The organism is Nocardia sp. NPDC059240 (assembly GCF_042753865.1).
Lineage (GTDB): Bacteria > Actinomycetota > Actinomycetes > Mycobacteriales > Mycobacteriaceae > Nocardia.
On record NZ_JBHZAC010000010.1, the window covers coordinates 357,558 to 378,909 of the forward strand.

21 protein-coding genes are annotated in these 21,352 nt (G+C 68.9%); 7 read left to right on the plus strand and 14 right to left on the minus strand.

Annotated features, from left to right (window positions below; genetic code table 11):
* The first annotated feature begins 110 nt into the window (after positions 1-110).
* A complete protein-coding gene (locus ACFXHA_RS33755) occupies positions 111-1,514 on the plus strand; it encodes a lipase family protein (protein WP_379363346.1) in 1,404 nt (467 codons plus the stop codon).
* A 19-nt stretch (positions 1,515-1,533) separates the two neighbouring features.
* Complete coding sequence (locus tag ACFXHA_RS33760) at positions 1,534-2,310, plus strand: META domain-containing protein (protein WP_379363348.1); 777 nt, start codon at positions 1,534-1,536, stop codon at positions 2,308-2,310.
* Positions 2,311-2,316: 6 nt separating this feature from the next.
* Here the strand turns inward: ACFXHA_RS33760 and ACFXHA_RS33765 are convergent, their stop codons facing one another.
* The 3 genes from ACFXHA_RS33765 to ACFXHA_RS33775 form a co-directional block, all read right to left on the minus strand.
* Positions 2,317-2,688 carry a VOC family protein gene (locus tag ACFXHA_RS33765; protein ID WP_379363350.1) on the minus strand — a complete coding sequence of 124 codons (372 nt, stop codon included), beginning with the start codon at positions 2,686-2,688 and terminating at the stop codon, positions 2,317-2,319.
* Positions 2,689-2,691: 3 nt separating this feature from the next.
* Positions 2,692-3,126 (minus strand): TIGR03667 family PPOX class F420-dependent oxidoreductase, encoded by a 435-nt coding sequence (locus tag ACFXHA_RS33770; RefSeq protein ID WP_379363352.1) that lies wholly within the window; start codon positions 3,124-3,126, stop codon positions 2,692-2,694.
* A gap of 101 nt (positions 3,127-3,227) precedes the next feature.
* Entirely contained in the window at positions 3,228-4,358 is a 1,131-nt protein-coding gene (locus tag ACFXHA_RS33775) for a serine/threonine-protein kinase (protein ID WP_379363354.1), read from the minus strand.
* A gap of 380 nt (positions 4,359-4,738) precedes the next feature.
* On the opposite strand from ACFXHA_RS33775, the gene ACFXHA_RS33780 reads away from it, so the two are divergent.
* The 3 genes from ACFXHA_RS33780 (at position 4,739) to ACFXHA_RS33790 (ending at position 8,913) form a co-directional block, all read left to right on the plus strand.
* Complete coding sequence (locus ACFXHA_RS33780) at positions 4,739-5,293, plus strand: exonuclease domain-containing protein (RefSeq protein ID WP_379363356.1); 555 nt, start codon at positions 4,739-4,741, stop codon at positions 5,291-5,293.
* Positions 5,294-5,454: 161 nt separating this feature from the next.
* Positions 5,455-7,653 carry a thiamine pyrophosphate-dependent enzyme gene (locus tag ACFXHA_RS33785; protein WP_379363358.1) on the plus strand — a complete coding sequence of 733 codons (2,199 nt, stop codon included), beginning with the start codon at positions 5,455-5,457 and terminating at the stop codon, positions 7,651-7,653.
* 318 nt (positions 7,654-7,971) lie between these two features.
* Positions 7,972-8,913, plus strand: a complete 942-nt coding sequence (locus tag ACFXHA_RS33790) for a M56 family metallopeptidase (protein ID WP_379363360.1) — start codon at positions 7,972-7,974, stop codon at positions 8,911-8,913.
* Here ACFXHA_RS33790 and ACFXHA_RS33795 read toward each other — a convergent pair.
* From ACFXHA_RS33795 to ACFXHA_RS33815, 5 genes are all read right to left on the minus strand, one after another.
* Positions 8,809-10,113, minus strand: coding sequence for an MFS transporter (locus ACFXHA_RS33795; protein WP_379363362.1), 1,305 nt, complete (start codon positions 10,111-10,113; stop codon positions 8,809-8,811). The two genes, ACFXHA_RS33790 and ACFXHA_RS33795, sit on opposite strands and share 105 nt — an antisense overlap.
* Positions 10,110-11,207, minus strand: a complete 1,098-nt coding sequence (locus ACFXHA_RS33800; protein ID WP_379363468.1) for a PLP-dependent cysteine synthase family protein — start codon at positions 11,205-11,207, stop codon at positions 10,110-10,112. The genes ACFXHA_RS33795 and ACFXHA_RS33800 overlap by 4 nt, the downstream gene beginning before the upstream one ends.
* Positions 11,208-11,336: 129 nt before the next feature.
* Positions 11,337-11,741, minus strand: a complete 405-nt coding sequence (locus tag ACFXHA_RS33805; protein ID WP_379363364.1) for a hypothetical protein — start codon at positions 11,739-11,741, stop codon at positions 11,337-11,339.
* A 131-nt stretch (positions 11,742-11,872) separates the two neighbouring features.
* Entirely contained in the window at positions 11,873-12,247 is a 375-nt protein-coding gene (locus ACFXHA_RS33810) for a BlaI/MecI/CopY family transcriptional regulator (protein WP_379363366.1), read from the minus strand.
* Between the two features lie 240 nt (positions 12,248-12,487).
* Positions 12,488-12,850, minus strand: a complete 363-nt coding sequence (locus tag ACFXHA_RS33815) for an ACT domain-containing protein (protein ID WP_379363368.1) — start codon at positions 12,848-12,850, stop codon at positions 12,488-12,490.
* 119 nt (positions 12,851-12,969) lie between these two features.
* On the opposite strand from ACFXHA_RS33815, the gene ACFXHA_RS33820 reads away from it, so the two are divergent.
* Positions 12,970-13,794: a TIGR02452 family protein gene (locus ACFXHA_RS33820; protein ID WP_379363370.1), complete on the plus strand. Its 825-nt coding sequence runs from the start codon at positions 12,970-12,972 to the stop codon at positions 13,792-13,794.
* Positions 13,795-13,927: 133 nt separating this feature from the next.
* Here the strand turns inward: ACFXHA_RS33820 and ACFXHA_RS33825 are convergent, their stop codons facing one another.
* The 5 genes from ACFXHA_RS33825 to ACFXHA_RS33845 form a co-directional block, all read right to left on the minus strand.
* Positions 13,928-14,584, minus strand: coding sequence for a response regulator (locus ACFXHA_RS33825; protein ID WP_379363372.1), 657 nt, complete (start codon positions 14,582-14,584; stop codon positions 13,928-13,930).
* The gene (locus ACFXHA_RS33830) at positions 14,551-15,666 is read right to left on the minus strand and encodes a sensor histidine kinase (protein WP_379363374.1); all 1,116 of its coding nucleotides are present in this window, start codon (positions 15,664-15,666) and stop codon (positions 14,551-14,553) included. Before ACFXHA_RS33830 ends, ACFXHA_RS33825 begins: the two co-directional genes overlap by 34 nt.
* Before the next feature lie 5 nt (positions 15,667-15,671).
* Positions 15,672-16,160, minus strand: coding sequence for a hypothetical protein (locus tag ACFXHA_RS33835; RefSeq protein WP_379363376.1), 489 nt, complete (start codon positions 16,158-16,160; stop codon positions 15,672-15,674).
* 162 nt (positions 16,161-16,322) lie between these two features.
* Positions 16,323-17,099: an enoyl-CoA hydratase-related protein gene (locus ACFXHA_RS33840; protein WP_379363378.1), complete on the minus strand. Its 777-nt coding sequence runs from the start codon at positions 17,097-17,099 to the stop codon at positions 16,323-16,325.
* Between the two features lie 70 nt (positions 17,100-17,169).
* A complete protein-coding gene (locus ACFXHA_RS33845; RefSeq protein ID WP_379363380.1) occupies positions 17,170-19,524 on the minus strand; it encodes a galactose oxidase-like domain-containing protein in 2,355 nt (784 codons plus the stop codon).
* 152 nt (positions 19,525-19,676) lie between these two features.
* On the opposite strand from ACFXHA_RS33845, the gene ACFXHA_RS33850 reads away from it, so the two are divergent.
* Complete coding sequence (locus ACFXHA_RS33850; protein WP_379363382.1) at positions 19,677-20,099, plus strand: hypothetical protein; 423 nt, start codon at positions 19,677-19,679, stop codon at positions 20,097-20,099.
* Positions 20,100-20,213: 114 nt separating this feature from the next.
* Here ACFXHA_RS33850 and ACFXHA_RS33855 read toward each other — a convergent pair whose 3' ends face one another.
* Positions 20,214-21,332 (minus strand): DUF5685 family protein, encoded by a 1,119-nt coding sequence (locus tag ACFXHA_RS33855; protein WP_379363384.1) that lies wholly within the window; start codon positions 21,330-21,332, stop codon positions 20,214-20,216.
* Positions 21,333-21,352 lie beyond the last annotated feature (20 nt).

Genomic DNA, 21,352 nt, shown 5'->3' on the forward strand with positions numbered 1-21,352 from the left:
ACACATCGCATTCCCGCATCATATTGTCTGGGCCAGTCACTTAGAAAACAATCGCTTCCTAACTTCGGGGGCGGGTGCTCGGCCGCCGCAGCGGCCCGGAGGAGTTCGATATGACAGGCGCGACCAGGACCATCGCCCAGGCGTGCGCGGTGGTCGTGACCGGGCTGACCGTGGCGGTATGCCCGGCGCTGACCGGATCGGCGGCCGCGGATCCGGTCGTGGTGCAGCCGGCGCTGCCGTTCCCGACACCGCCTGCCCCGCCGTATCTGGATCCCGGCTTCTACCAACCCGATTCGGCTCGGGTCGCGGCCGCGGCGCCCGGGGAGATCCTCGCCGCGCGGCAGGTGAATCTGGCGAACGTGTGGCTGCTGCCGCTCAACGCGAATGCCTGGCAACTGTCCTATCGCAGCACCAATACCCGCGGGGAGCCGATCGCGGCGGTGGCCACCCTGGTCGTGCCGCATCGGGCAGCGCCGAGCGGGCAGCGCGGGCTGGTGTCGTTCCAGATGGCCGAGGATTCGCTGTCGGTCAACTGTGCGCCGTCCTACTCGTTGCAGATGGGGTCGCTGCCCAATCCGCTCAATCCGGTGACCGAGGCCGAATTCGTCGAGGTGCAGGCGATGCTGCAACTCGGGCACGCCGTCGTGATTCCCGATCACGAGGGCCCGAACGCGGCGTACGCGGTCGGGCCGCTGGGCGGGCGGATCACCCTCGACGGGATCCGCGCCGCGGAGGGCTTCGATCCGGCGGGGCTGCCCGGCACCGATACCCGCGTCACCATGTGGGGGTATTCCGGGGGCGCGATTCCCACCGCGCACGCCGCCGAACTGCAGCCGACGTATGCGCCGGAACTGAATCTGGTCGGGTCCGCGACCGGCGGGCTGATGGCCGACATCCGCACCGCCATCGACTACAACAACGGCACCTCCACCTTCGGCGGCGCGGTGCTGGGCGGGTTGTTCGGGGTGGCGCGGGAGTACCCGCAGGTCGATCAATTCATCGACGAGCATATGAATCCGCTGGGCAAGGCGGCTCGGCTGGTGCACGAAAACCAGTGCGTGGCTTTGCAGTTCGCGGCGTTTCCGTTCGTGAACATCAAGGGATTGTTCGACTATCCGGGCGATCCGATGCTGGCCCCGCAGGTGCAGCCCGTCCTCGACGAGCTCAGCCTCGGCCATCGGGGCACGCCGACTTCGCCGCTCTACATCTACGAGGGCACCTTCGACGAGGTGATGCCGCTCAACGCGGTGAACAACACCTACGACATCTACTGTCAGGACCCGAACGCGCGCGTGCAGTACACCCGGGACCTGTTCAGCGAGCACGGGATCGCGGCCGTGTCGAATACGGCCAGTGCGGCGATGTGGCTCGACGACCGGCTCAATGGTGTGCCCGCGCCCGCGGGCTGTCACAACCGTGACGTGTACTCCGGGATCCTGGATCCGGGTGCGATCGGTACCTTCGTCAATGTGATCGGGCAGACGCTCGCGTCGGCGCTCGGGATGCCGGTGTAGTCGCCGTACGATCGGCATCATGCCAGCAACTCGCGCAGGGGTTCTGCTCGCACTGTCGGTGCTCGCCGTCGGATGTTCGGCCACCGGCAGTGAATCCGGGACCCCGTCGGCGGCGCTCATGGGTCATTCGTTCGTCTCGACCGCGGTGTCGGGCACCGCGATCCCCGGCGGCGGGCCGCTGACGCTGAGTTTCGCCGACGGCCGCATCAGCGCCACGTCGGGCTGCAACACCATGACCGGACCCGTTGACCTGCAAGGCAATACGCTGCAGGTCGGCGAGCTGGCCTCGACCTTGATGGCGTGTCCGGGCGATACGGCGGGCGCGGACGGCTGGCAGGACGGGCTGCTGCGTTCCCAACCCACTTGGACGCTGGTCGGTGACACCCTCACGGTGAAGGGCAACGGCTCGACGGTGACCATGCTCGACCGCAAGGCCGCTCACCCGGACAAACCGCTGACGGGCACCACCTGGATCGTCACCGCGCTGCTGCGCCCCGACGCCGAGGTCCGCTCCGCCACTCTCGACGAGAACCGTCCCGCGCTGACCATCACCCCCGACGGCAAGGTGTCCGGCAGCGCGGGCTGCAACACCCTGACCGGCACCGCCGCCATCGACGGCGACACGGTCACCTTCCAGCTCGCCACCACCCGCATGGCCTGCGACCCGGCGGTCATGGACGTCGAATCGCAGGTGCTGCAGGCACTCGACGGAAAAACCAAGGCCACCATCGATTCCGACGAACTGACCCTGCGCAACAGCGGCAACAACACCGGACTCAGACTCCGCGCAGAGTAAGCCGCACTATCCGGTGGTCTCAGGCACGACCAAACAGAACGGATGCCCGGCCGGATCCAACAGCACCCGCCATTCATCAGGCTTGGGCTGTGTCGCAGGCTTGCTTGCCTCGATCGCCAGGGCCGCAGCCTCCGCCGCGTCGAGATCCTCGACGAACAGATCCAGGTGCAACTGTTTGGGCACGCTGTCCCCCGGCCAGTCCGGCGGCCGGTAATTCTCCACCCGTTCGAACGTGATCATCACCCCGCGCGCCCGCAACGCAACCAATTCCTCGGATTCGACGAGAACTTCCAGGTCCAGCAATTCCCGATAGAACCCCGCGAGCCGCTTCGGATCGTCACTGTCGAGCGCGATCGCCCCCAGCCGTGCGATGGCCACGGCTCAGAACCCCCGCAGCCGATCAGGCCTGATCCGCACCGTCACGGCGTAGTCGTCGAAGAACTGCTCCCTCGTCATCCCGATATCGACCAGGCCCTCGGCGTACTTCGCGACGAACGCGTCGCGTTCGGCGCCGTCGGCACCGGCCTGATCGATCCGCGCGGTCCCGGTGAGAACCACGACCTCACCGCCGGTGGCGTTGGTGTTCAAGTTCAGCGAAACCTGCGGTTCGGCCGCGATATTGCGCAGTTTCGGTGTGCCCGGCCGCGTGAAGAGCAGGAATTCCCCCTCTACCCACAAGAACCACACCGGATTGGGCTGCGGCACCCTGGCCGGGGTCACCGTGGTCAGCCAGATGATCGTCTCCCGAGCCAGCCGCTGGGTCGCCTGGATGCCGAAATCGGTGGTCGTATCGATGAGCAGGGCGGAACTGGGCATACCGTCTCCCGGTGAGATAGTGCTCGAACAGGTCCGATCTTGCGGAACAGCCAACTCTCCGTTCGTATTCCACGACCATCGCAGCCGCGCCCAGATTCACGCTAAGGGCACGGCGCCAAAGGGAAACAGTTGGCGGTAGCGGTGGTGATTGGAATGGTCGGATCCACCGAGGTCCGGGTTGTTGCCGTAGTCGAGGCCGAGGGCGAACCCGTCCCGGGATCGTGGAGCAAGTGGGCGCTGTAGGCCGCCGACCCGATCACGAGCACCGTGACCGCGGCGATGAGAGCACCCACCAGCCAGCGCCGGTGGCGCGGTGCGGGTGCGTCCGGCCGATCGGACGCCGGTGGCGAAAGCGTGGGTGCGGGAGCGGGAGCGGCTGTCACCACCGTGCGCCGAACTCGGAGCCGCGCTGTCAGATCTGCGGCCATGTCCGCGCACGTCGAGTATCGATCCTCGGGGCGTTTGGCCATCGCGGTGGCGAGGACGCTCTCGATCGCCGGTGGCAGCGCCGGATTCCGTTGGCCCGCGCGGGGAATCGGCGCGTGCACGTGCCCGGCGATCACCTGCGCGATACTGGTCCCGCCGTAGGGTGGCATGCCGGTCAGCATGTGGAACAACGTGCAACCCAGGCTGTAGATGTCGGCGCGATGGTCGACCTCGGTCGACTCCTCCAGCCGTTCGGGCGCCGCGTACAGGAAGCTCGCCAGCAGCTGTCCCTTCACGGTGACCGAGGTCGTCTCGCCGAGGGATTTCGCGATGCCGAAGTCGGTGAGAACGACCCGTTCCGGCGTGGTGGTCGCCAGCAGGATGTTGGCGGGCTTCACATCGCGATGCACGACACCGGCGGAGTGCGCATAGTCCAATGCCTTGCCGGCTTCGGCGAGAATGTACCTCGCGCGCGACACCTCGAGCGGTCCACCGTGGATCTCCCGCGCCACGTCGGTGCCGTTCACGAAGGACATCGCGATCCATAGCCGACCGTCTTCCTCCCCGCGCGCGAAGACGGTGACGATATTGGGGTGGTCGAGCAGGGAAACTGTATCCGCCTCGCGCCGAAATCGTTGTCGCAGTGCGTAATCCCGGCTTGCCGTGTCGGTCAGCAGTTTCAACGCGACCGGGCGCGGCAGGTCACGGTCACGCGCCAGGTACACCTCCCCCATCCCTCCCGCACCGAGCCGCCCCTCGATCCGGTAGCCGGCGAAAACCTCGCCGGCTCGCAACGTGTCGCCCACCCGCGACTCCTCCCCCGCGTTTCGCCAGTCGAGCGTGAACCATACGTGACTTGACGCGCCGGCACCGGCAGTGCAGTCGGTCTCGAAACTCGTTGTCCCAGCTGCATGCTCGGGGACGCGAGTTATTTCTCGTGGTACATGTACCAGACCGCTACCGAGGCGATCACGGTCACGAGTAATGCCAGCAGGGCGAGGATCGGGTTGAACGGATAGATCGATGTTTGAGAAGTCATGGTGCACTCTCCATCGCGTTCGACCCCGTCGGGGGTGGTGTTGCGTCTTCGATTGTCACCCGGCGGGTTCGCCGGTGACGGCGGATCGGCGAGGGCGGGCGAAAATCGTTGTCGCGGCGGGGAGCAGGCGGGCTAGCGTGCCGGGGTATGGAGAGCAATTACTTGAATGTGGTGGATGTGGAGGCCACCTGCTGGGAGGGGGCCAATCCGCCTGGGCAGCCCAACGAGATCATCGAGATCGGGGTGTGTGTGCTCGATCTGGGGACGCGGGAGCGGGTGGGCAGGCACAGTATCTTGGTGCGGCCCGAGCATTCACAGGTCAGTGAGTTCTGTACGCGGTTGACGACGTTGACACCGGAGCAGGTGGCGGGCGGGATCACCTTCGCCGAGGCGTGTGCCCTGTTGCGCGCGGAGTTCCGGGCGGATTCGCGGCCGTGGGCCAGTTGGGGTGACTACGACCGCAAGCAGTTTCAGGCGCAGTGCACGGGGACCGGGACGGCGTATCCGTTCGGGAGCCGGCACACCAATGCCAAGCGGGTGTTCTCCGAGGCGCGGGCGGCGCGCCGCCGGTTCGGGATGGCGGACGCGTTGCGGGTGGCGGGTTTGCCGTTGGAGGGCACCCATCATCGGGGCGGGGACGATGCCTGGAACATCGCGGCGTTGATCGCCGACATGCTGGACAAGGAGCTGTGGCCGGGCTGATTCGGATGCGGGCGGGTGGACTGGCCGAGGGATCGGAAGTTGCCGTGGATAGCGCTGTTTCACAACTACGCTGACATCCCGGCGTACGCGACATATGCGACATATGGGAGGGCGTCATCAACGACCGGGAAGCGGATCTCGACCAGTGGTTTCGCGCGGAAGTGGCCGCGACGACGCCGGGTCCCACCCGCCCAGCACACGAACCCCTCGACGCCACCGGGCTCACCGGAGCCCGCGGCCTGGAACTGTTCGACGCCCAGGCCGCCTCGCGGCACCTCGACCTGGCCGCGCGGCGACTGACCCGGGAAGGCCACGGCTACTACAGCATCGGGTCCTCCGGACACGAGGGCAATGTCGTGGTCGCGGCCGCGCTGCGGGTCACCGATCCGGCGCTGCTGCACTACCGCTCGGGCGCGTTCTTCGTGCACCGGGTCCGGCAGGTGCCCGGACTCGACCCCATCCGCGATGTGATGCTGGGGGTGGCCGCCGCGGCCGCGGACCCGATTTCCGGTGGGCGGCACAAGGTTTTCGGCAGCAAGCCCGCCCACATCATTCCGCAGACCTCCACCATCGCCTCGCATCTGCCGCGCGCGGTCGGGCTGGCCTTCGCCATCGAACGCGCCGCGCACCTGCGCCTGGGCTGTGAATGGCCCGGCGACGCGGTGGTGGTGTGCAGCTTCGGGGATGCCTCGGCCAACCATTCCACCGCGACCGGGGCGATCAATACCGCCGTGCACACCGCGCATCAGGGCGTGCCGATGCCGATCCTGTTCGTGTGCGAGGACAACGGGCTCGGCATCAGCGTGCCGACCCCGCGTACCTGGATCGCCCAGGCCTACGGGGCGCGCCCGGGGCTGGCCTTCTTCGATGCCGACGGCGCGGACCTGCCCGCCGCCCTGGCCACGGCGACCCAGGCCGCCGAATATGTACGGACACACCGTAAACCGGCCTTCCTGCGTCTGCGCACGGTGCGGCTGCTGGGTCATGCGGGTTCGGATGTGGAGTCGGCCTATCGCCGTCCGGCCGAGATCGCGGCCGATCTGCGCCGTGATCCCGTCACCGCCACCGCCCGGCTGCTGGTCGCCGCGGGCGTGCTCACCCCGGCCGAGATGGGCCGACGCTACGACGAGATCGGCGAGCAGGTCGCCGCGGCCGCCGAAAGTGCCTGGAACGAACCGAAACTCACGACCGCGGCAGCAGTCATGGCACCGTTGGCGCCGGCCCGCCCGACCGTGGTGCGCACCGATACGCTGCGCTCCCGCGCGGACGGGGATCGCAATGGCGGCGCGTCCGATGCAATCGCCGATACCGCTGCCGGACAGCCGGTTTCGGCGGGTGAGGGTCTGACTCTCGCGCAGGCGGTGAATCAGACCCTGGCACAGTTGCTGACCCGGGACCCGGATGTGCTGGTCTTCGGTGAGGATGTGGGCCGCAAGGGCGGCGTCTACGGCGTCACCAAGGGATTGCAGCAAACCTATGGTGTCCGAAGGGTTTTCGACACACTGCTCGACGAGCAGAGCGTGCTGGGCACCGCGCTCGGGGCGGCGCTGGCGGGGTTCGTGCCGATTCCGGAGATCCAGTACCTGGCCTACGTCCACAATGCCGCCGACCAGTTGCGCGGCGAGGCGGCGACGCTGTCGTTCTTCTCCGGCGGCCGCTACCGCAATCCGCTGGTCGTGCGGATCGCGGGGCTCGCCTATCAGAAGGGTTTCGGCGGGCACTTCCACAATGACAATTCCATTGCCGCACTGCGGGATATCCCCGGCGTGGTGATCGCCACCCCCTCCCGCGCCGACGACGCGGCGGCCATGCTGCGCACCTGCGTGTCGGCCGCACGCGTGGACGGGCGGGTGTGCGTATTCCTCGAACCGATCGCGCTCTATCACACCCGCGACCTGTATCGCGCCGGTGACGGCGGGTGGCTGGCCCCGATTTCCGGTGTGCGCCATGCCGATATCGGCCGGGCCCGGGTGCACGGGACCGGCGCGCATCTCACCATCGTCAGCTTCGCCAACGGCGTGCCCATGAGCCTGCGGGTGGCGCGGCGGCTGACGAGCCACGGCATTCACGCCCGGGTGCTGGATCTGCGCTGGCTGGCCCCGCTGCCGGTGGAGGATCTCCTCGACCATGCGCGGGCCACCGGCAGGGTGCTCATCGCGGATGAGACCCGCCGCAGCGGTGGCGTTTCCGAGGCGGTGTGCACCGCGCTGCTGGATGCCGGATTCGACGGCCCGCTCGCCCGGGTCACCAGTGCCGACAGTTTCGTGCCGCTGGGTCCCGCGGCGGCGACCGTGCTGCTGGACGAGGCGGCTATCGAGGCAGCCGCCCGCGCACTGCTGGCGACGCCCGTGAGCCGGTAATGAGGGGTGGAGCCGGGCCTGCTCGCGGAAGCACCCGGCCCCACCCACCATCGACGCCGGTCCGGTCGGCGTCCCGGTGCCGTCGAGGGAACGACACCAAGCCTATCTACGTAACAACTACGTAGATACCCGAGATTCGGCCCCGGCGCAATACCCGACCTCACGCAGCGCACCAAGGTCACAGTCACCGGATGCCGTGCCATCCGCCACCCTCAAGCCAGTCACCGGGCCAACGGTAAGCCTGCCCTCAGTTTTGGCCTCTACACTCGAGCGCACGTCACGGGAGGAACAACGAATGCGAGCAGCGCGGGTGCGGCCATGAGCGTCGCCCTCTGCCTCATGCTCTACGGATTCGCCGTCGCGGTGCTCGCACCCCGGCTACTGCGCGGCTTCAGCGTCGAAGGGGCCGCGCCGCGCATGGCCGTCGCCGCCTGGATCGCCGCCATGATCTCCACCCTGCTGGCCTGGACGGTGACCCTCGCGATCCTCGTCATCGACCTTGTCACACACCGGATCTCACTGTTCCCCGCCCGATTCATGGACAGCTGCCTGCTGCATCTGCACGACGCCGCCGTCGGCGACTACGGCGGACCGCTGCAGACCGGGCTGCTGGTGCTGTCCGGATTCGCTTCGCTCGCAGCGACTCTCGTGGCCTACCGGCTCATCGTCACCCTGCTGCACTCGCGCCGGCGCACCCTCGAGCACGCGCGTATGGCACGCGTCGCCGGACGCCACCACCCCGACCTCGACGCGGTCGTCCTCGACGTCGACCATCCCGCCGCGTATTGCGTTGCGGGCAAACCCCATACGATCGTCGTGAGCCGCGGCGTGCTCACCGCGCTCGACGACCATCACGTCGACGCCGTCCTCGCCCATGAACGCGCCCACCTCGAGGGCCGCCACCACCTGCTGCTCACCCTCACCCGCGGCCTGGCCACCGTGCTGCCGCGCATCGACCTGTTCACCGTCGGCGCCACCGAAGTGGCGCGGCTGCTCGAGATGCTCGCCGACGACGCCGCCGCCCGCATCCACGGCCGCGCCACCGTACTGGCGGCCCTGCTCACCCTCTCCACCCTGCCCACCCCGCCCGCGACCGCCGAGGCGGCGCTGCTCCCGCGCCTGCGCCGCCTCGCCGAACCGCTCGACCCGCCCCGGCTACCTACCCGGGTGGCGGCCACCGTGGGCGCGCTCACGGCGGTCGCCATCCCGGTGGCCGCCATCATCGCCGCGGGGATCGGCATCGAGGTCTGCGCGCTCTAGTCGGTACAACGCCAGCGCCGCACACCCGCCGATCACCGCCAGCCCGAGCCACACCAGCGAATCCATGCCCGCCGCGTGCGCGGCCCCCAGCAGCGCGCCGGTGGCGAGATTGCCGAGCAGAATCCCGACACCGACGACCGTGTTGTAGAAGCCGTAATGGGTTGCGACCAGCCGATTTCCCGACAGTGAAACCACGGTATCCATTTCGAACGGGAACACCGCGGCCGTCCCGACCGCCAGCACCGCCGCCCCCAGCAGCAGCGCGCCGATCCCGGCGGCCGCACCGAACCGTCCACCTCCGGGCACCATCGCCAACGGCACGAACGCGACACCCAGCAGCGCCACACCGACGATCAGGCCGCGCCCGGTCCCCCACCGCCGCCGGAACCAGGCGGTAATGCGCAACTGCCCCGCCACCGCCACCAGACCCGAGATGACGAACAACGCCGACGTGACCGCCTGCGCGCGATCGGCCGCCATATACCTCGCCTGCAACGGCAGCGCCAGATACACCTGGAACGACAGCACATACGAGCCGATCATCGCCACCGCGAACGCCACGAAACGCCGGTTGCCCGCGACCGTCCGCCAATCCTCGAGCACCGAGGTGCGCACGGCGGGCGCGACCGACCGACGCGACGGCAACGCGCACAACTGCGCGATCGTCAACGCCGCGAACACCACCGCCGCCGCTCCCGCGGTGACCCGGAAATCCAAGGCCAGCAAGGCGAGTCCCACCAGCGGCCCGGCCAGCATGCCCGCCTGGTAGAAGACGTTGAACACCGCGAACGCCTCCACCCGGCGCTCACCCGCCTCGGCGGCGAGATAGGCGCGGACCGCCGGATTGAACAGCGCACCCGCGAATCCCGTGGCCGCCGAGGCGATCAGCAGCCCAGGCAGCGACGAGGCGAACACCAGCAGCGCGAAACCCGCTGTCCGCAAGAGGCATCCGGCCACGATCAGCGGCTTGTAGCCGAGCCGGTCGGCCAGTGTGCCGCCCAGCAGGAACATGCCCTGCTGCGAGAAATTGCGCACCCCCAGCACCAGCCCGACCGCCCACGCCGCCAAACCCAGGGGACCCGACAGGTACCCGGCCAGATAGGGCATCAGCATGTAGAAGCCCAGGTTGATGCCGAACTGGTTGACCATCAACAGCTGTGCGGCCCGGTCGAAGCCACGGAATTTCACCAGCACGCTCATGCCGACACCACCGGCGTAGCCCCCGCCGATCCGCCCGGAATCCGGGGGTCGATCACCGTCGTGCACCGCGTCCAGCGCTCGACCTGACGTTCACGCGGGTGGGCGATCACATCGGGCTCGACGGGCGGCACCGCATCGAGCAGACCGTGTGCGGCGCAATAGGAATCGTTGTAGATGGTGTCGAAGTAGCGGTGCGGGCCGTCGGGGAAGACGGCGGCGATGCGGGTGCCGGGCGCGTGGGTCCGGGCCACCCAGCCCGCGACCAGCGCCACCGCGCCGACGCTCCATCCGCCACTGGCAAGATGCGTCGCGGCCAGCGTGCGGCACGACCAGACGGCTTCGGCCGGTGCGACCCAATGGATTTCGGTGAACGCACCGTAGTCGACATTGGCCGGGTGAATGCTCGACCCCAGCCCGCGCATGAGCCGGGGACCGGCCTGCTGCCCGAAGATCGTCGAGGCGACGGTGTCCACGCCGATCAGGCGCAGGCCCGGCTCGGTGCGGCGCAGCGCCCGGGCCACACCCGAGGAATGCCCGCCCGTGCCGACCGCGCACACCAGCACGTCCACGCCCCCGAGCTGTTCGATCAGCTCCCGGGCCAGCGACTCGTAGCCATCGGCATTGTCGGGATTGCTGTATTGGTCGGGGCACCACGCATCGGGCTCGGCGGCCAGCAGTTCGGCGACTCGCTCCCGGCGGGCCTGCTGCCAGCCGCCGACCGGATGCGCCCGGGTCACCGACTCCACCACGGCACCGTAGGCCGCGAGCAGCTGCGCGACCATGGGTTCCAGGCCCGGATCGGTCACCACCGTGACCGGATGCCCATACGCGAGTCCGGCCAGTGCCAGACCCAATCCCAACGTGCCGCTGGAGGATTCGACGATCCTCGCCCCCGGTGCGAGCACACCGCGCTCGCGGGCCCGCCGCACCATGTGCAGGGCCGGCCGATCCTTCATCCCACCGGGATTGCGGCCCTCGAGCTTCGCCCAGAAGCCCCGGCCCGCAGGCGCGAACGGCTCCCCGACCCACAGCACCGGGGTATTGCCCACCAGGGCGCGCGGCTCACGGGCCACGCCGGAAGCGGTTGCGAGCATGCGGAATTCGCCGAGCAGACTCTTGTCCATGACAGTCGCTTTCGTATCGCAGGCCGCCGCAGCGGCCGTCTGACGTACGCGGGCAGCGAACACCGGCCGGTTCGGGCGAACCGGCCTGGCGCTGACCGATCAGCGTCGGGCGATACACAGGCGCGTCAGCAACTCACGGCCGCCGCCGGCGAATTGTGGTGGCGGACCGCGCACGCCACACGGCGCAACAGCGAGCGCGGATACCCGGAGGTCGGCGGCGGTGCCGTCCGTCGTGGCGGGAACTACCCGGTCCGTCGGCTCCGCGCAGCCGCTCGATCGGATGACATCGACGAGCTGCGGTGCGCAGTGCGCGGATTCGATGGGCGGTAGGTCCGCCGACGGGACGGGTGTGACGGCGGCCCGCATCATCGCGATCGGCTGCCCGTGGGTTCCGGCACCGACGAGCGCGCAATCGGCCACCGGTATCAGTACCAGCAGCGCCGCGCCCAGCAGTGACCACACGAGGTTGCGGCATCGATGACGCCTGCCGCCCGCACGGTTCACCGTTGCCGCCTCCCGCCTCGAATCCACTTGTCCGAGCGATACTCCGATCGCCCGGCCACCAATCTACTATCCAACTACGTAGATTGCGCGGACTCGGGGCAGCGGCGTGGCTGGCGCGATTCGGGGCGTGGCTAGCGCGACTTGGGGCGCGTGAGTTTGCGCAGGGCCGCACGCAGGCCCTCGGATTCCTCGGCGCTCATCTGCTCCACGAAATGGGCGAGCACCAACTCCGAACGACCGCCGCTGCCGAGCGCCTCGCGCATCAGCCGGGCGCTGTACTCCTCACGGGTGAGGGTGGGCCAGTAGCGGTAGGCCTTGCCGATGCGCTCACGCTCGAGCCAGCCCTTGCGGTGCAGATTATCCATCGTGGACATCACCGTCGTATAGGCGATGTCACGTTCGGCGGCGAGTTCGTCGAACAACTCGCGCACCGTCGTCTTCTCGTCTCGGTCCCAGATCCGTTCGATGACGACCGCTTCCAGATCGCCGAAGCCTCGCGAACTCATCTCTGACGTCTCCTCACCTCACGGCTGTGCCGCGGCCGCATCGCGTTTCGGCCAACCGTCCTGGGGGTGCTACCGGCCATCGGATGATCACCGGTGAGGACTCGGGCCGTACTGGGCGCCGGGACGCGCCCATACATACGTCCTACGTACGTAGACAGTATTATCCTGCGCAGCCCGCGACGCAACCCGACTCAATCACACTCCGCCATGGGTATTTACCAGGCAAGACGACGCGCCGGACTAGTCCGCGACACGATGCCCGGCATCGCGCAACGCCGACGACGCCTCCTCCAGGCGATGCGCCGGGACCAGGATCAGGTCGGCATGGAAGGTCGAGGCGACGAACACCGGAATCGCCGACTCGGCCAACGGGCCGACCAGGGCGGCGAGGGTGCCGGGCGAATTCAGGCTGCCCGCGTCCACACCGTAGAAGCCCTTCCAGGTCTCACCCTCCGCCCACGCCGGGGCCTCCCGAATCACGGTGAGCCCCTCCGGGGCACGCACCAGCGCGATCCACTCGTCATCCTCCGGGAAGGTGGAGTTCGGTAGATGGTCGACCGCGAACTGGGAGGGGACGACGCGCAAGCGCTGAGAGCCGGTCATGGCGACATCGTAGGCCGGACGGGTGACAGATACCGCCACGCGGACACCCCGAAAGCTGAATTAGTCGTAGTTACTAAAATAGGATGCCCGCGAACACGATCGGCCGTAAGGTCTGGGAAATGACAACCAGCCCAAGACAAATCGCCACCGAGAACGAGCACATCGCCGACACCGGCAGCTACACCGCCAATGACGGAACAACCGTGGATATCACCGCCGCACTCGCTGCCGCCGCCGCCGGAACCATCTCCTACACACCCGAGGGCGACGTCACCGGCGGACCACGCGGACCCTTCACCGGCATCCCCGAGACCACGGCCGAGGGCAGCATCCAGGCCGCACGACGACTGCACGCGGACGGCGGAAAAGCCATCGCCGTACTGAATTTCGCCTCCGCCCGCAATCCCGGCGGCGGTTACCTGCGTGGTGCCCGCGCCCAGGAAGAGGACCTCTGCCGCAGCGCCCTGCTCTACCGCTGCCTGCTCGAGGCCCCCGATTACTATGCCGCGCACCGCGCCTCCGACGATCTGCGCTACAGCCACCGCGTCATCTACTCCCCCGGCGTACCGGTCATCCGGGACGACCGCAACGCGCTCGACCCGCGCCCCTTCCCGGTGTCGTTCCTGACCTCGCCCGCACCCAACGCCGGTGCACTCGCGAACCATTCGGGCCGGCCGGTCCCGGTGGCCGAGATTCTCGTCGAACGCGCCGACCGGGTATTGGCCGTCGCCGCTCGACACGGTGTGCGCGAACTCGTACTCGGCGCATGGGGATGCGGTGTGTTCCGCAATGACCCGCACGAGGTCGCGGAGGCGTTCGAGCAGGCGCTGCAGAACCACGGCGCAGCCTTCGAACGAGTGGTCTTCGCGGTCTGGGACCGCTCCCCCGTCTCGGCCAATCGCGCCGCTTTCGAAGCCCGCTTCGGAAAGACCCCCGTCTTCTGAAACCCCCGCTGCCGTCCGACTCCGTGCTGGGTTTTGCGGCAGCGGCGACATCCCAAAAATACATGCTCAGATTGCAATATCTACAGACTCAGATAGTCCTGAGTGCCCCGGCGACGATGGCCCCACACCGCGTTCAGCGGGCCAGGCCGGTGCGATGCGCATAGGCGATGGCCTGCCCGCGATCACGCACACCGAGCTTCGCGAACAGCGAATTGATGTGCGTCTTCACCGTGCTGACGCCGATGAACAACTCCTTGGCGATCTCGGTGTTGTTGCGGCCCTGCGCCATCAACCGCAGCACGTCGCGTTCCCGATCGGTGAGGTCGACGGGTGATTCCGGCGGGGCATCCAGCGCCGAGAGCAGGCGGCGGCCGACATCGGCGGCCAGCGTGGTGTGGCCGCTGGCGACCGAGCGGATGGCGGCCGCGATCTCGGCGCGGCCCGCGTCCTTGGTGAGATAACCGCGCGCGCCGGCCCGCAGCGCGCCCGCGATGGAGGCGTCATCGGCGTAGGTAGTGAGCACCAGCACCGCGGTCCCGGGATGATGTGCGGTGATGGCGGCCGTGGCGGCGACCCCGTCGACGCCGGGCATGCGCAGATCCATCAGCACCACAAGGGGTTTCACGCGGGCGACCAGTTCCACCGCTTCCGCGCCGTCGCGGGCCTCCCCCACCACCCGCATATCGGGCAGCAGCGACAGCACCGTGGTGAGCCCGTCGCGCACCGTGGTCTGATCATCGGCCACGACGACCGTGATCACGTCCGCGGCAGCAGGATTCGCACCGTCCATCGACCGTCCTCCTTCCCTGCGGTCAGCTTCCCGCCGACCGCTTCGACCCGTTCCCGCATACCGAGCAGACCCGCACCGGAGCCGCTGGCGCCGAGCAGGAATCCCGGCGCGACCATCGGATTCGAGATCACCGTTTCGATGCGCCCGGCATTGTCCCGGAGGGTGAGCGTAACCGGCTGCCCGGGAGCGTGTTTGCGGGCATTGGTGAGCGCCTCCTGCACGGCGCGGATGAGCGCGACCGCGGTCTGCTCGCTCGCCGGGTTCACCGCGATATCCAGGCGTTCGGCCAGTTCCCCACCGGCACTGCGATGTTCGTCGACGACACGGCGCAGCTCGACGGCCGTGTCGAAGCGGTCCGAGCGCAGCGTGCCCACCACCCGCCGGGCGTCGGCCAGCCCGGATACCGCCAATCCGTGTGACGCCTTGACCCGTTCGGCGGCCTGCTCCACCTCCCCCGCCTCCAGCAGCGCGTCGGCGGCGTCGAGTTGCAGCACCAGACCGCCCAGGGTGTGCGCCAGAACATCGTGGATGTCGCGGGCGATGCGGCCGCGTTCGGCCAGGGCGGCGGCCCGATCACGCTCGGCGCGAATGATCCGATTCTGTTCCACCAGTAGCCGATTGCGTTCGGCGGCCACCCGGGCCTGCCGGCGGCTCCAGCCACCCAGGCCGATCACCACCACGCCGACCATCAGCCCCAGCATGGCCCGTGGCCGGCCGCCGTCCAACAGGATCGACACGCACATCAGCGCGGCGGTGCCCAGCGCGATCACCAGCCCGACCCGCAGCGGATCGCTCATCAGGCTCAGCGCGACGAACACCGTCGCCAGCGCGGTGATCGCCGACCCGGAAGACTGGGCAACGGTCAATCCCCCGCCGATGCCCATGGCAGCCACGCAGATTCGCTCCATCCTCGACCCGAGCGGCGACGCCGCCCAGCCCAGCCAGCCCAGCCACGACAGCACCACCAGCGCGGCCACCCACGGGCGATGCCACAGCGCGGCGTTCGCCGAGGCCGACACCACGGCGACGAGCCCGACCAGGCGCAGCAACCTGGACAGGCCCGAGGAGGGATCGAGGATCATCGGTCTCAGTGTGCCGCAACCGCGTGCGCCTGCTCGGCACGCCGGGCCAGCACCACCGCGCGTCCGACCCGATTCAGCGCCACCATCAGCAGGATCGCGCCGATCGAGGTGACCACCGCGGCCCCGTTCGCGTGCGCCACCACATCGATGCCGATCCGCACGGCCAGCAGCACCAGCCACAGCAGCGAACCGACCCAGCCGGTCCGCGCCTCCAGGCCCGCCGCACCGACGCGCACCTGCGACAGCTGACCCATCACCAGTCCGAAGGTCAGTCCCAGGGCCGCCGAGAGCGCGAGCAGCACCACCGCGAGCACACCGAGACCCCCACCGGTGAGCACCGACTTCATCTGCAGGAACCCGACCAGCCCGAGCACGATCGGCCCCCGCCACAGCTTGGTCTGGTCCAGCGCCTGCCACTGCGTCTGCCGGTACATGATCCATCCGATCACCAGTACCGCGACCCCACCCTCGACCACCGCATTCTGCAAGTTCATGCTTATAAGGTCGCGTTTCGGCGGTCTTCGACCCACCACCCGAGGGTGGATTCCGGGTGGATTCCGCGCCCCTCGCTCTCCACCCGAACGCGAGCGGCACCAGGACGGATCGATCCGCGCCGAGACCGGGACGGCCGCCGCAGGAGTGCCGTAGCGGGAGAGTCAGTCGGTCCAGACCGGGTGGCGCTTGTCGAGGAAGGCGGCCATTCCCTCACGCGCGCCGGGCAATTGGGAGGCGGCGGCCATGACCTCGCGGGCCAGGGTGTAGGCGTCGGCCTCGGGGCGGTCGAGTTGGGCGTAGAGGGTGCGTTTGCCCAGGGCCTTGCTCGCCCGGCTGCCACGGGTGGCGCGGGCCAGCAGGTCGGCGACCGCGGTGTCGAGGTCGGCGTCGGGGACCGCGTAGTTGATCAGGCCCCAGTCCACGGCGGTGCGGGCGTCGACGACATCGCCGGTGAGGGCCAGTTCCATCAGGCGTTTGCGGCCGATGGACCGGGCGACGGGGACGGCCGGGGTGTGGCAGAACCAGCCGCCCTTGCCGCCGGGCAGGGCGAAACCGGCGGATTCGGCGGCGACGGCCAGATCGCAGGAGGCGACCAGCTGACAGCCCGCGGCGGTGGCCAGGCCGTGCACGCGAGCGATGACTACCTGCGGAATCGATTCCAGGGTGGTCATCACCTCCTGGCACAGGGTGAGCAGGTCCCGCACCCCGAGCAGGTCGCGGGCCGCGACATCGGCGAAGTCGTGGCCCGCGCTGAAAACCGGTCCGGCCGCAGCCAATACGAGACCGGTGGCGTCGGTGTCTCCGGCGGTGCGGAAGGCCGCCAGCAGCTCGGCGAGATGCTCGGCCGACAGGGCGTTGCGGCGGTCGGGGCGGTTCATGGTGACGGTGATGGTGTCGCCGTCGCGCTTGACAAGCAGGTGGCGGTATTCGGCGGTCATGGGTCCACGGTAATGCGGCAGCTCGTGGCAGATGCCGCATTCGTGCGGGCTTCGCCGGCCCTCCCCGATGTCAGACCGGCGAGGGCGTCGCCGGATTCAGTTGCAGCCACCGGCCTGTCGACGGAATCCCCTCGGTGTCCACCACGACCACGAGATACCAGCCGGGCGGGGCCAGCGCCGGATTCGACGGCATCGATACGGCCAGGGTGCCGGGCGCGGTCGTGGTGAACGGCAGATCGATCAAGCGCTGATTGTTGTCGCACGAGTGGGTGCAGGAGGTCGGATGCATGAGGCTGACCTCCCGCACCGCGGCCGTCGTGGTCAGGGTGACCGGACCGCCGTATTCGACCGTGCCCGTGGACATCTCGAACTCCGGCCGAGCACCCTTGAAAAGGTAAGGCGGCCAGAACATCTCGATGCGCAGCTCCTCGGTCCTGCGCAGCGGATTGGACCCGGCGGTCACCACCTTGCCGTCCGGGGTCACCAGGGCCACCGAGTGATACAGCCGCGCCACGCGTTGCGGCGCGGTGGGCGACCAGGTTCCGGCGACCGGGTCGTAGAGCTCGCCGTTGGGCGGCACCGCGTCGGCCATCTCCTCCATCCCCGAGCCACCCGAAGCCAGGATCGTGCGGTCGGGCAGGATCACCGCGCACACGTGCATGCGCGCGTACGCCATGGCCGGGCCGGGCTTGTAGGTGGGTGCGGCGGCGGTCAGATCCACGATCTGGGTGTCCGCCGAGGCCATTCCGGGGCCGTGCGGGTCGACGGTGCCGCCGCCGAGGAGCATGACCCGCTGCGCCTGCGCCGGGGGCAGCAGCACACTCGTCGACTGGCTGCGCGATTCCGGGTTGTAGAGTCCGTCGACCTCGGTGACCGCGCCGGTGGCGGTATCCCAGATCGACGGGTGCATACCGTTGTTCGTGCCGAACTGTCCGCCCGTGTAGAACACGCGGCCGTCCGCGAGCAGGATCAGGTGTGCGTACGTCGGAATCGGTCCGGGGACAGGCAGTTTGGACCAGGTAAGGGTGGCGGGATCGAACAGTTCGGGGGTCTCGGACAGGAATCCGTCGGTGCCCAGCCCCGACACTGCCACCACCGCACCATTTTTCAGCGCCGCCAGCGTCGGATACCAACGCCCGAAGGTCATATCGGGCTGCGTCTCCCAGGCGAGGGTCGCCGGATCGAACAGTAGGGAGTCGCGCAGCCCGAAGAACGGGTCGTACTGCCCGGTGCCCCCGGCAGCCAGCACCCGCCCGTCGGGCAGGTACGCCTGCCCCGAACAGAACATATCGATCGGGGCGGTGGGCGCGGCGAGCCCCGGATTCGGGTAATGCCAGACGCGCGTACGGAAGTCGTGCGCGTTCAAGCGATCCGGATCGTTGCCGGAACCGGCGAAGAACAGCACGTCACCGGTGTGCAGCAGCGCGGTGTGCACCGGATTGATCTCGGTGCCGAAGTCCAGGATGCGCCAGGTGCCCTGGGTGGCGGCGGTGGCCAGATCGGTCTCGAGATCGAGCACCCGCAGGTATCCGGCATTGCCGCCCTGCGGATGATCGATGGCGCACACCACAAGTCGCGGCAGCCCGCCCGTACCCGGCAGCAGGGCGACCGCCGCGCCCTCGTTCTCCCAGAAACCCCAGTCCGGCACGTGCTCCCAGCGGCTCCACCCGTCCACGCAATGCCCGGTGCCGTCCAGGCCCCAGCCGATCGTGTAGAGCCCGGCATTCCCGTTCTGCGGGTGATCGATGGTGAACACGATCAGCTCGGGGCGGCCGTCGCCGTCCAGATCGGCGATCGTCATACCCGCGCCCTGGTTCTCCCAGCCCCACCAGTCCGGAATCTCCACCCACGGAGTCCATTCCGCGATCGTGCCGTCGGCGGTGATGCCCTTGCCCAGCCGGAACTGGCCGCTGTTCTGGCCGACCGGATTGTCGACGGTCATCACCACCAGCACCGGCCGGCCGTCCAGGTGGGTCAGGCAGATGTCGGCGCCCTGGTTCTCCCACCCGTACCAGTCCGGAATCTCCTGCCACGCCGTCCAACCGCCGGTGACGGTGCCGTCGGCGGCGAGGTCGCGGCCGATGCGGAAGTAGCCGTGGTCACCGCCCTGCGGGTGATCGACCAGGAACACCACCAGATCCGGCCGGCCGTTGCCGCTGAGGTCGCCGATCGCGATGCCCGCGCCCTGGTTCTCCCAGCCCCACCAGTCGGGCACCTGCAGCCAGGGGCCCCACTGCCCGACCGTGCCGTCGGCGGCCAGGGCGTGGCCGACGCGATAGTTGCCGCTGTTCTGGCCGGGTGGGTTGTCGACCATGAGAACGACGATGTCGAGGGTGCCGTTGCCGCTCAGGTCCGCGACGGCGATGCCGCAGTCCTGGTTGTCCTGTGAGAACCAATCGGGAATCGGAACGAATTGTCCTGCCACACAGTCAATCATGGTCGCAACCGGCGATTCCGGCATCCGATGTCCGGATAGTCGCGGTGTCCGATCTTGCCAGGTTGTCCAAAACGCTCCGGTGAACTGTCCCACCCACTACCCTCCGAAACGCTCTCATTTCACTCAAAGGAGGGGCATCCATGAACAAGTCCATCGTGCTCAACGGCCTCGCGCTCACCGCCGCCGCGGTCCTGGCGAGCACCGGCACCGCCAACGCCGCCCTCCCCACCTCCATGGGCAGCGACTCCACCTTCAAGGTCGGCATCGACATCCAGCCCGGCGTCTACAAGACCAGCACCGCCGTGCAGGCCTGCGTGTGGGCGCGACTGTCGGCCATCACCCCCGACGCCAGCGCCACCATCCAGACCGGCGGCGCGATCAACGGCACCGTCACCGTCGAGATCAAGCCCACCGACGTCGCGTTCTTCACCAGCGGCTGCGGCACCTGGACCCTGCAGACCACCACGACCACCTCGGGCTCCTCGGGCCTGGGCAGCGGCAGCGGACTGCTCAACGCGGGCAGCGGACTGCTCAGCGGCGGCTCGAGCACCCTGTCGAGCTAGTCACGGAGAGCGAATCGCCCACCCGGAGGGGGCGGTTCCTCGGCACCGGGAGGGCCGGGTAGACCACCTGCCCGCTCCTCGCGGTGCGTTCCCCGAAGCCGATTCGGCACCGAGTCAGCAGTCGCAGCAGGATTCCTCACAGCAACAACAGGATTCCTCACAACAGCAGCAACCCTCGCCACAGCACACGCAGCCTTCGCAGCAAGGCAGGCACACGCCACCGCGGCGACGCGGGGCGGGACCGTAGTAGCCGGGACCCGGGCCGTAGCCCGGCGGCGGACCGTAACCGGGCGGCGGCGGACCCCACGGCTGTGGGCCGCCGCGGCGACGCCAGCGGCTCACCGGCGCGGTCGCAACATGATTCGTACACGCGGGACCGTGACTGCCACCGAAGGTGCGCGTGACCGATCGGCCCAGCTCATGCTTCAGCAGTTTGTGGATCAGCCGCCCGTCGGTGAATTCCGTATCGGCCAAGGCCAATTCGATACCCAGCAGGGCATCGGTGCACAGGCGATGCGCCTCGGCAACCCCGGTTCCCGTGGCGGTCAGTGGATTCCACTTGCCGTGCGCCCGATCCTCCTCGAGGTCTTCGACGGCATCCACGAGATGCGCTATCCGGCCGAACAATCGGCCCACCTCGGTCAGCGCCACCTGGTTGCCCGGTCGGCCGGCCAGGATCGCGGTGTGGCCGAAGGCGGCGGCCGTCGCGGTCTCGGTGGGTTCGGTGACCTCCAGCACCGGCGTGCCCACCACGGCCGCGGCCTCGAGTGCGGTCTGCCGGTCCACCGCCGTCACCAGCACGCCGGTGTCGAAACCCAGTCCCGCGCCGGTGGATTCGCCCTGCCGGGCCCAGCGCTCGGCGATCCGGCGCGCGGCCGGGCGGAAGCCCGGCGAACCCGCCATGCCGTCGCCGTCGTCGACATGGTCGCGAACCTTCGCGGCGGCCAGCACCAGCGACACCGTCGCGGCCAGGCGCACGCAGTCGCCGGTGGCGACATCGGCGCGCCGCATACCGCGCAACGGGCAGGGCCCGGCCGCACGGCGCGTGGGCGGCGCGGTCGACTGCGCCTCCACCAGGGCCGAGACGATCAGCCCGTCGTAATTGGTTGCCATGCGAGCACTTTGACCATGGTCGTCACGCAATGCGAGACACAGCCCGCACAGTTGCGCCAGCCAAGCCCGCCCGAGTTCCTCGCCCAACCGATGACGGCAGGGCCGGATGATGCCGAACACCCTATCGACGGTAACCCCTC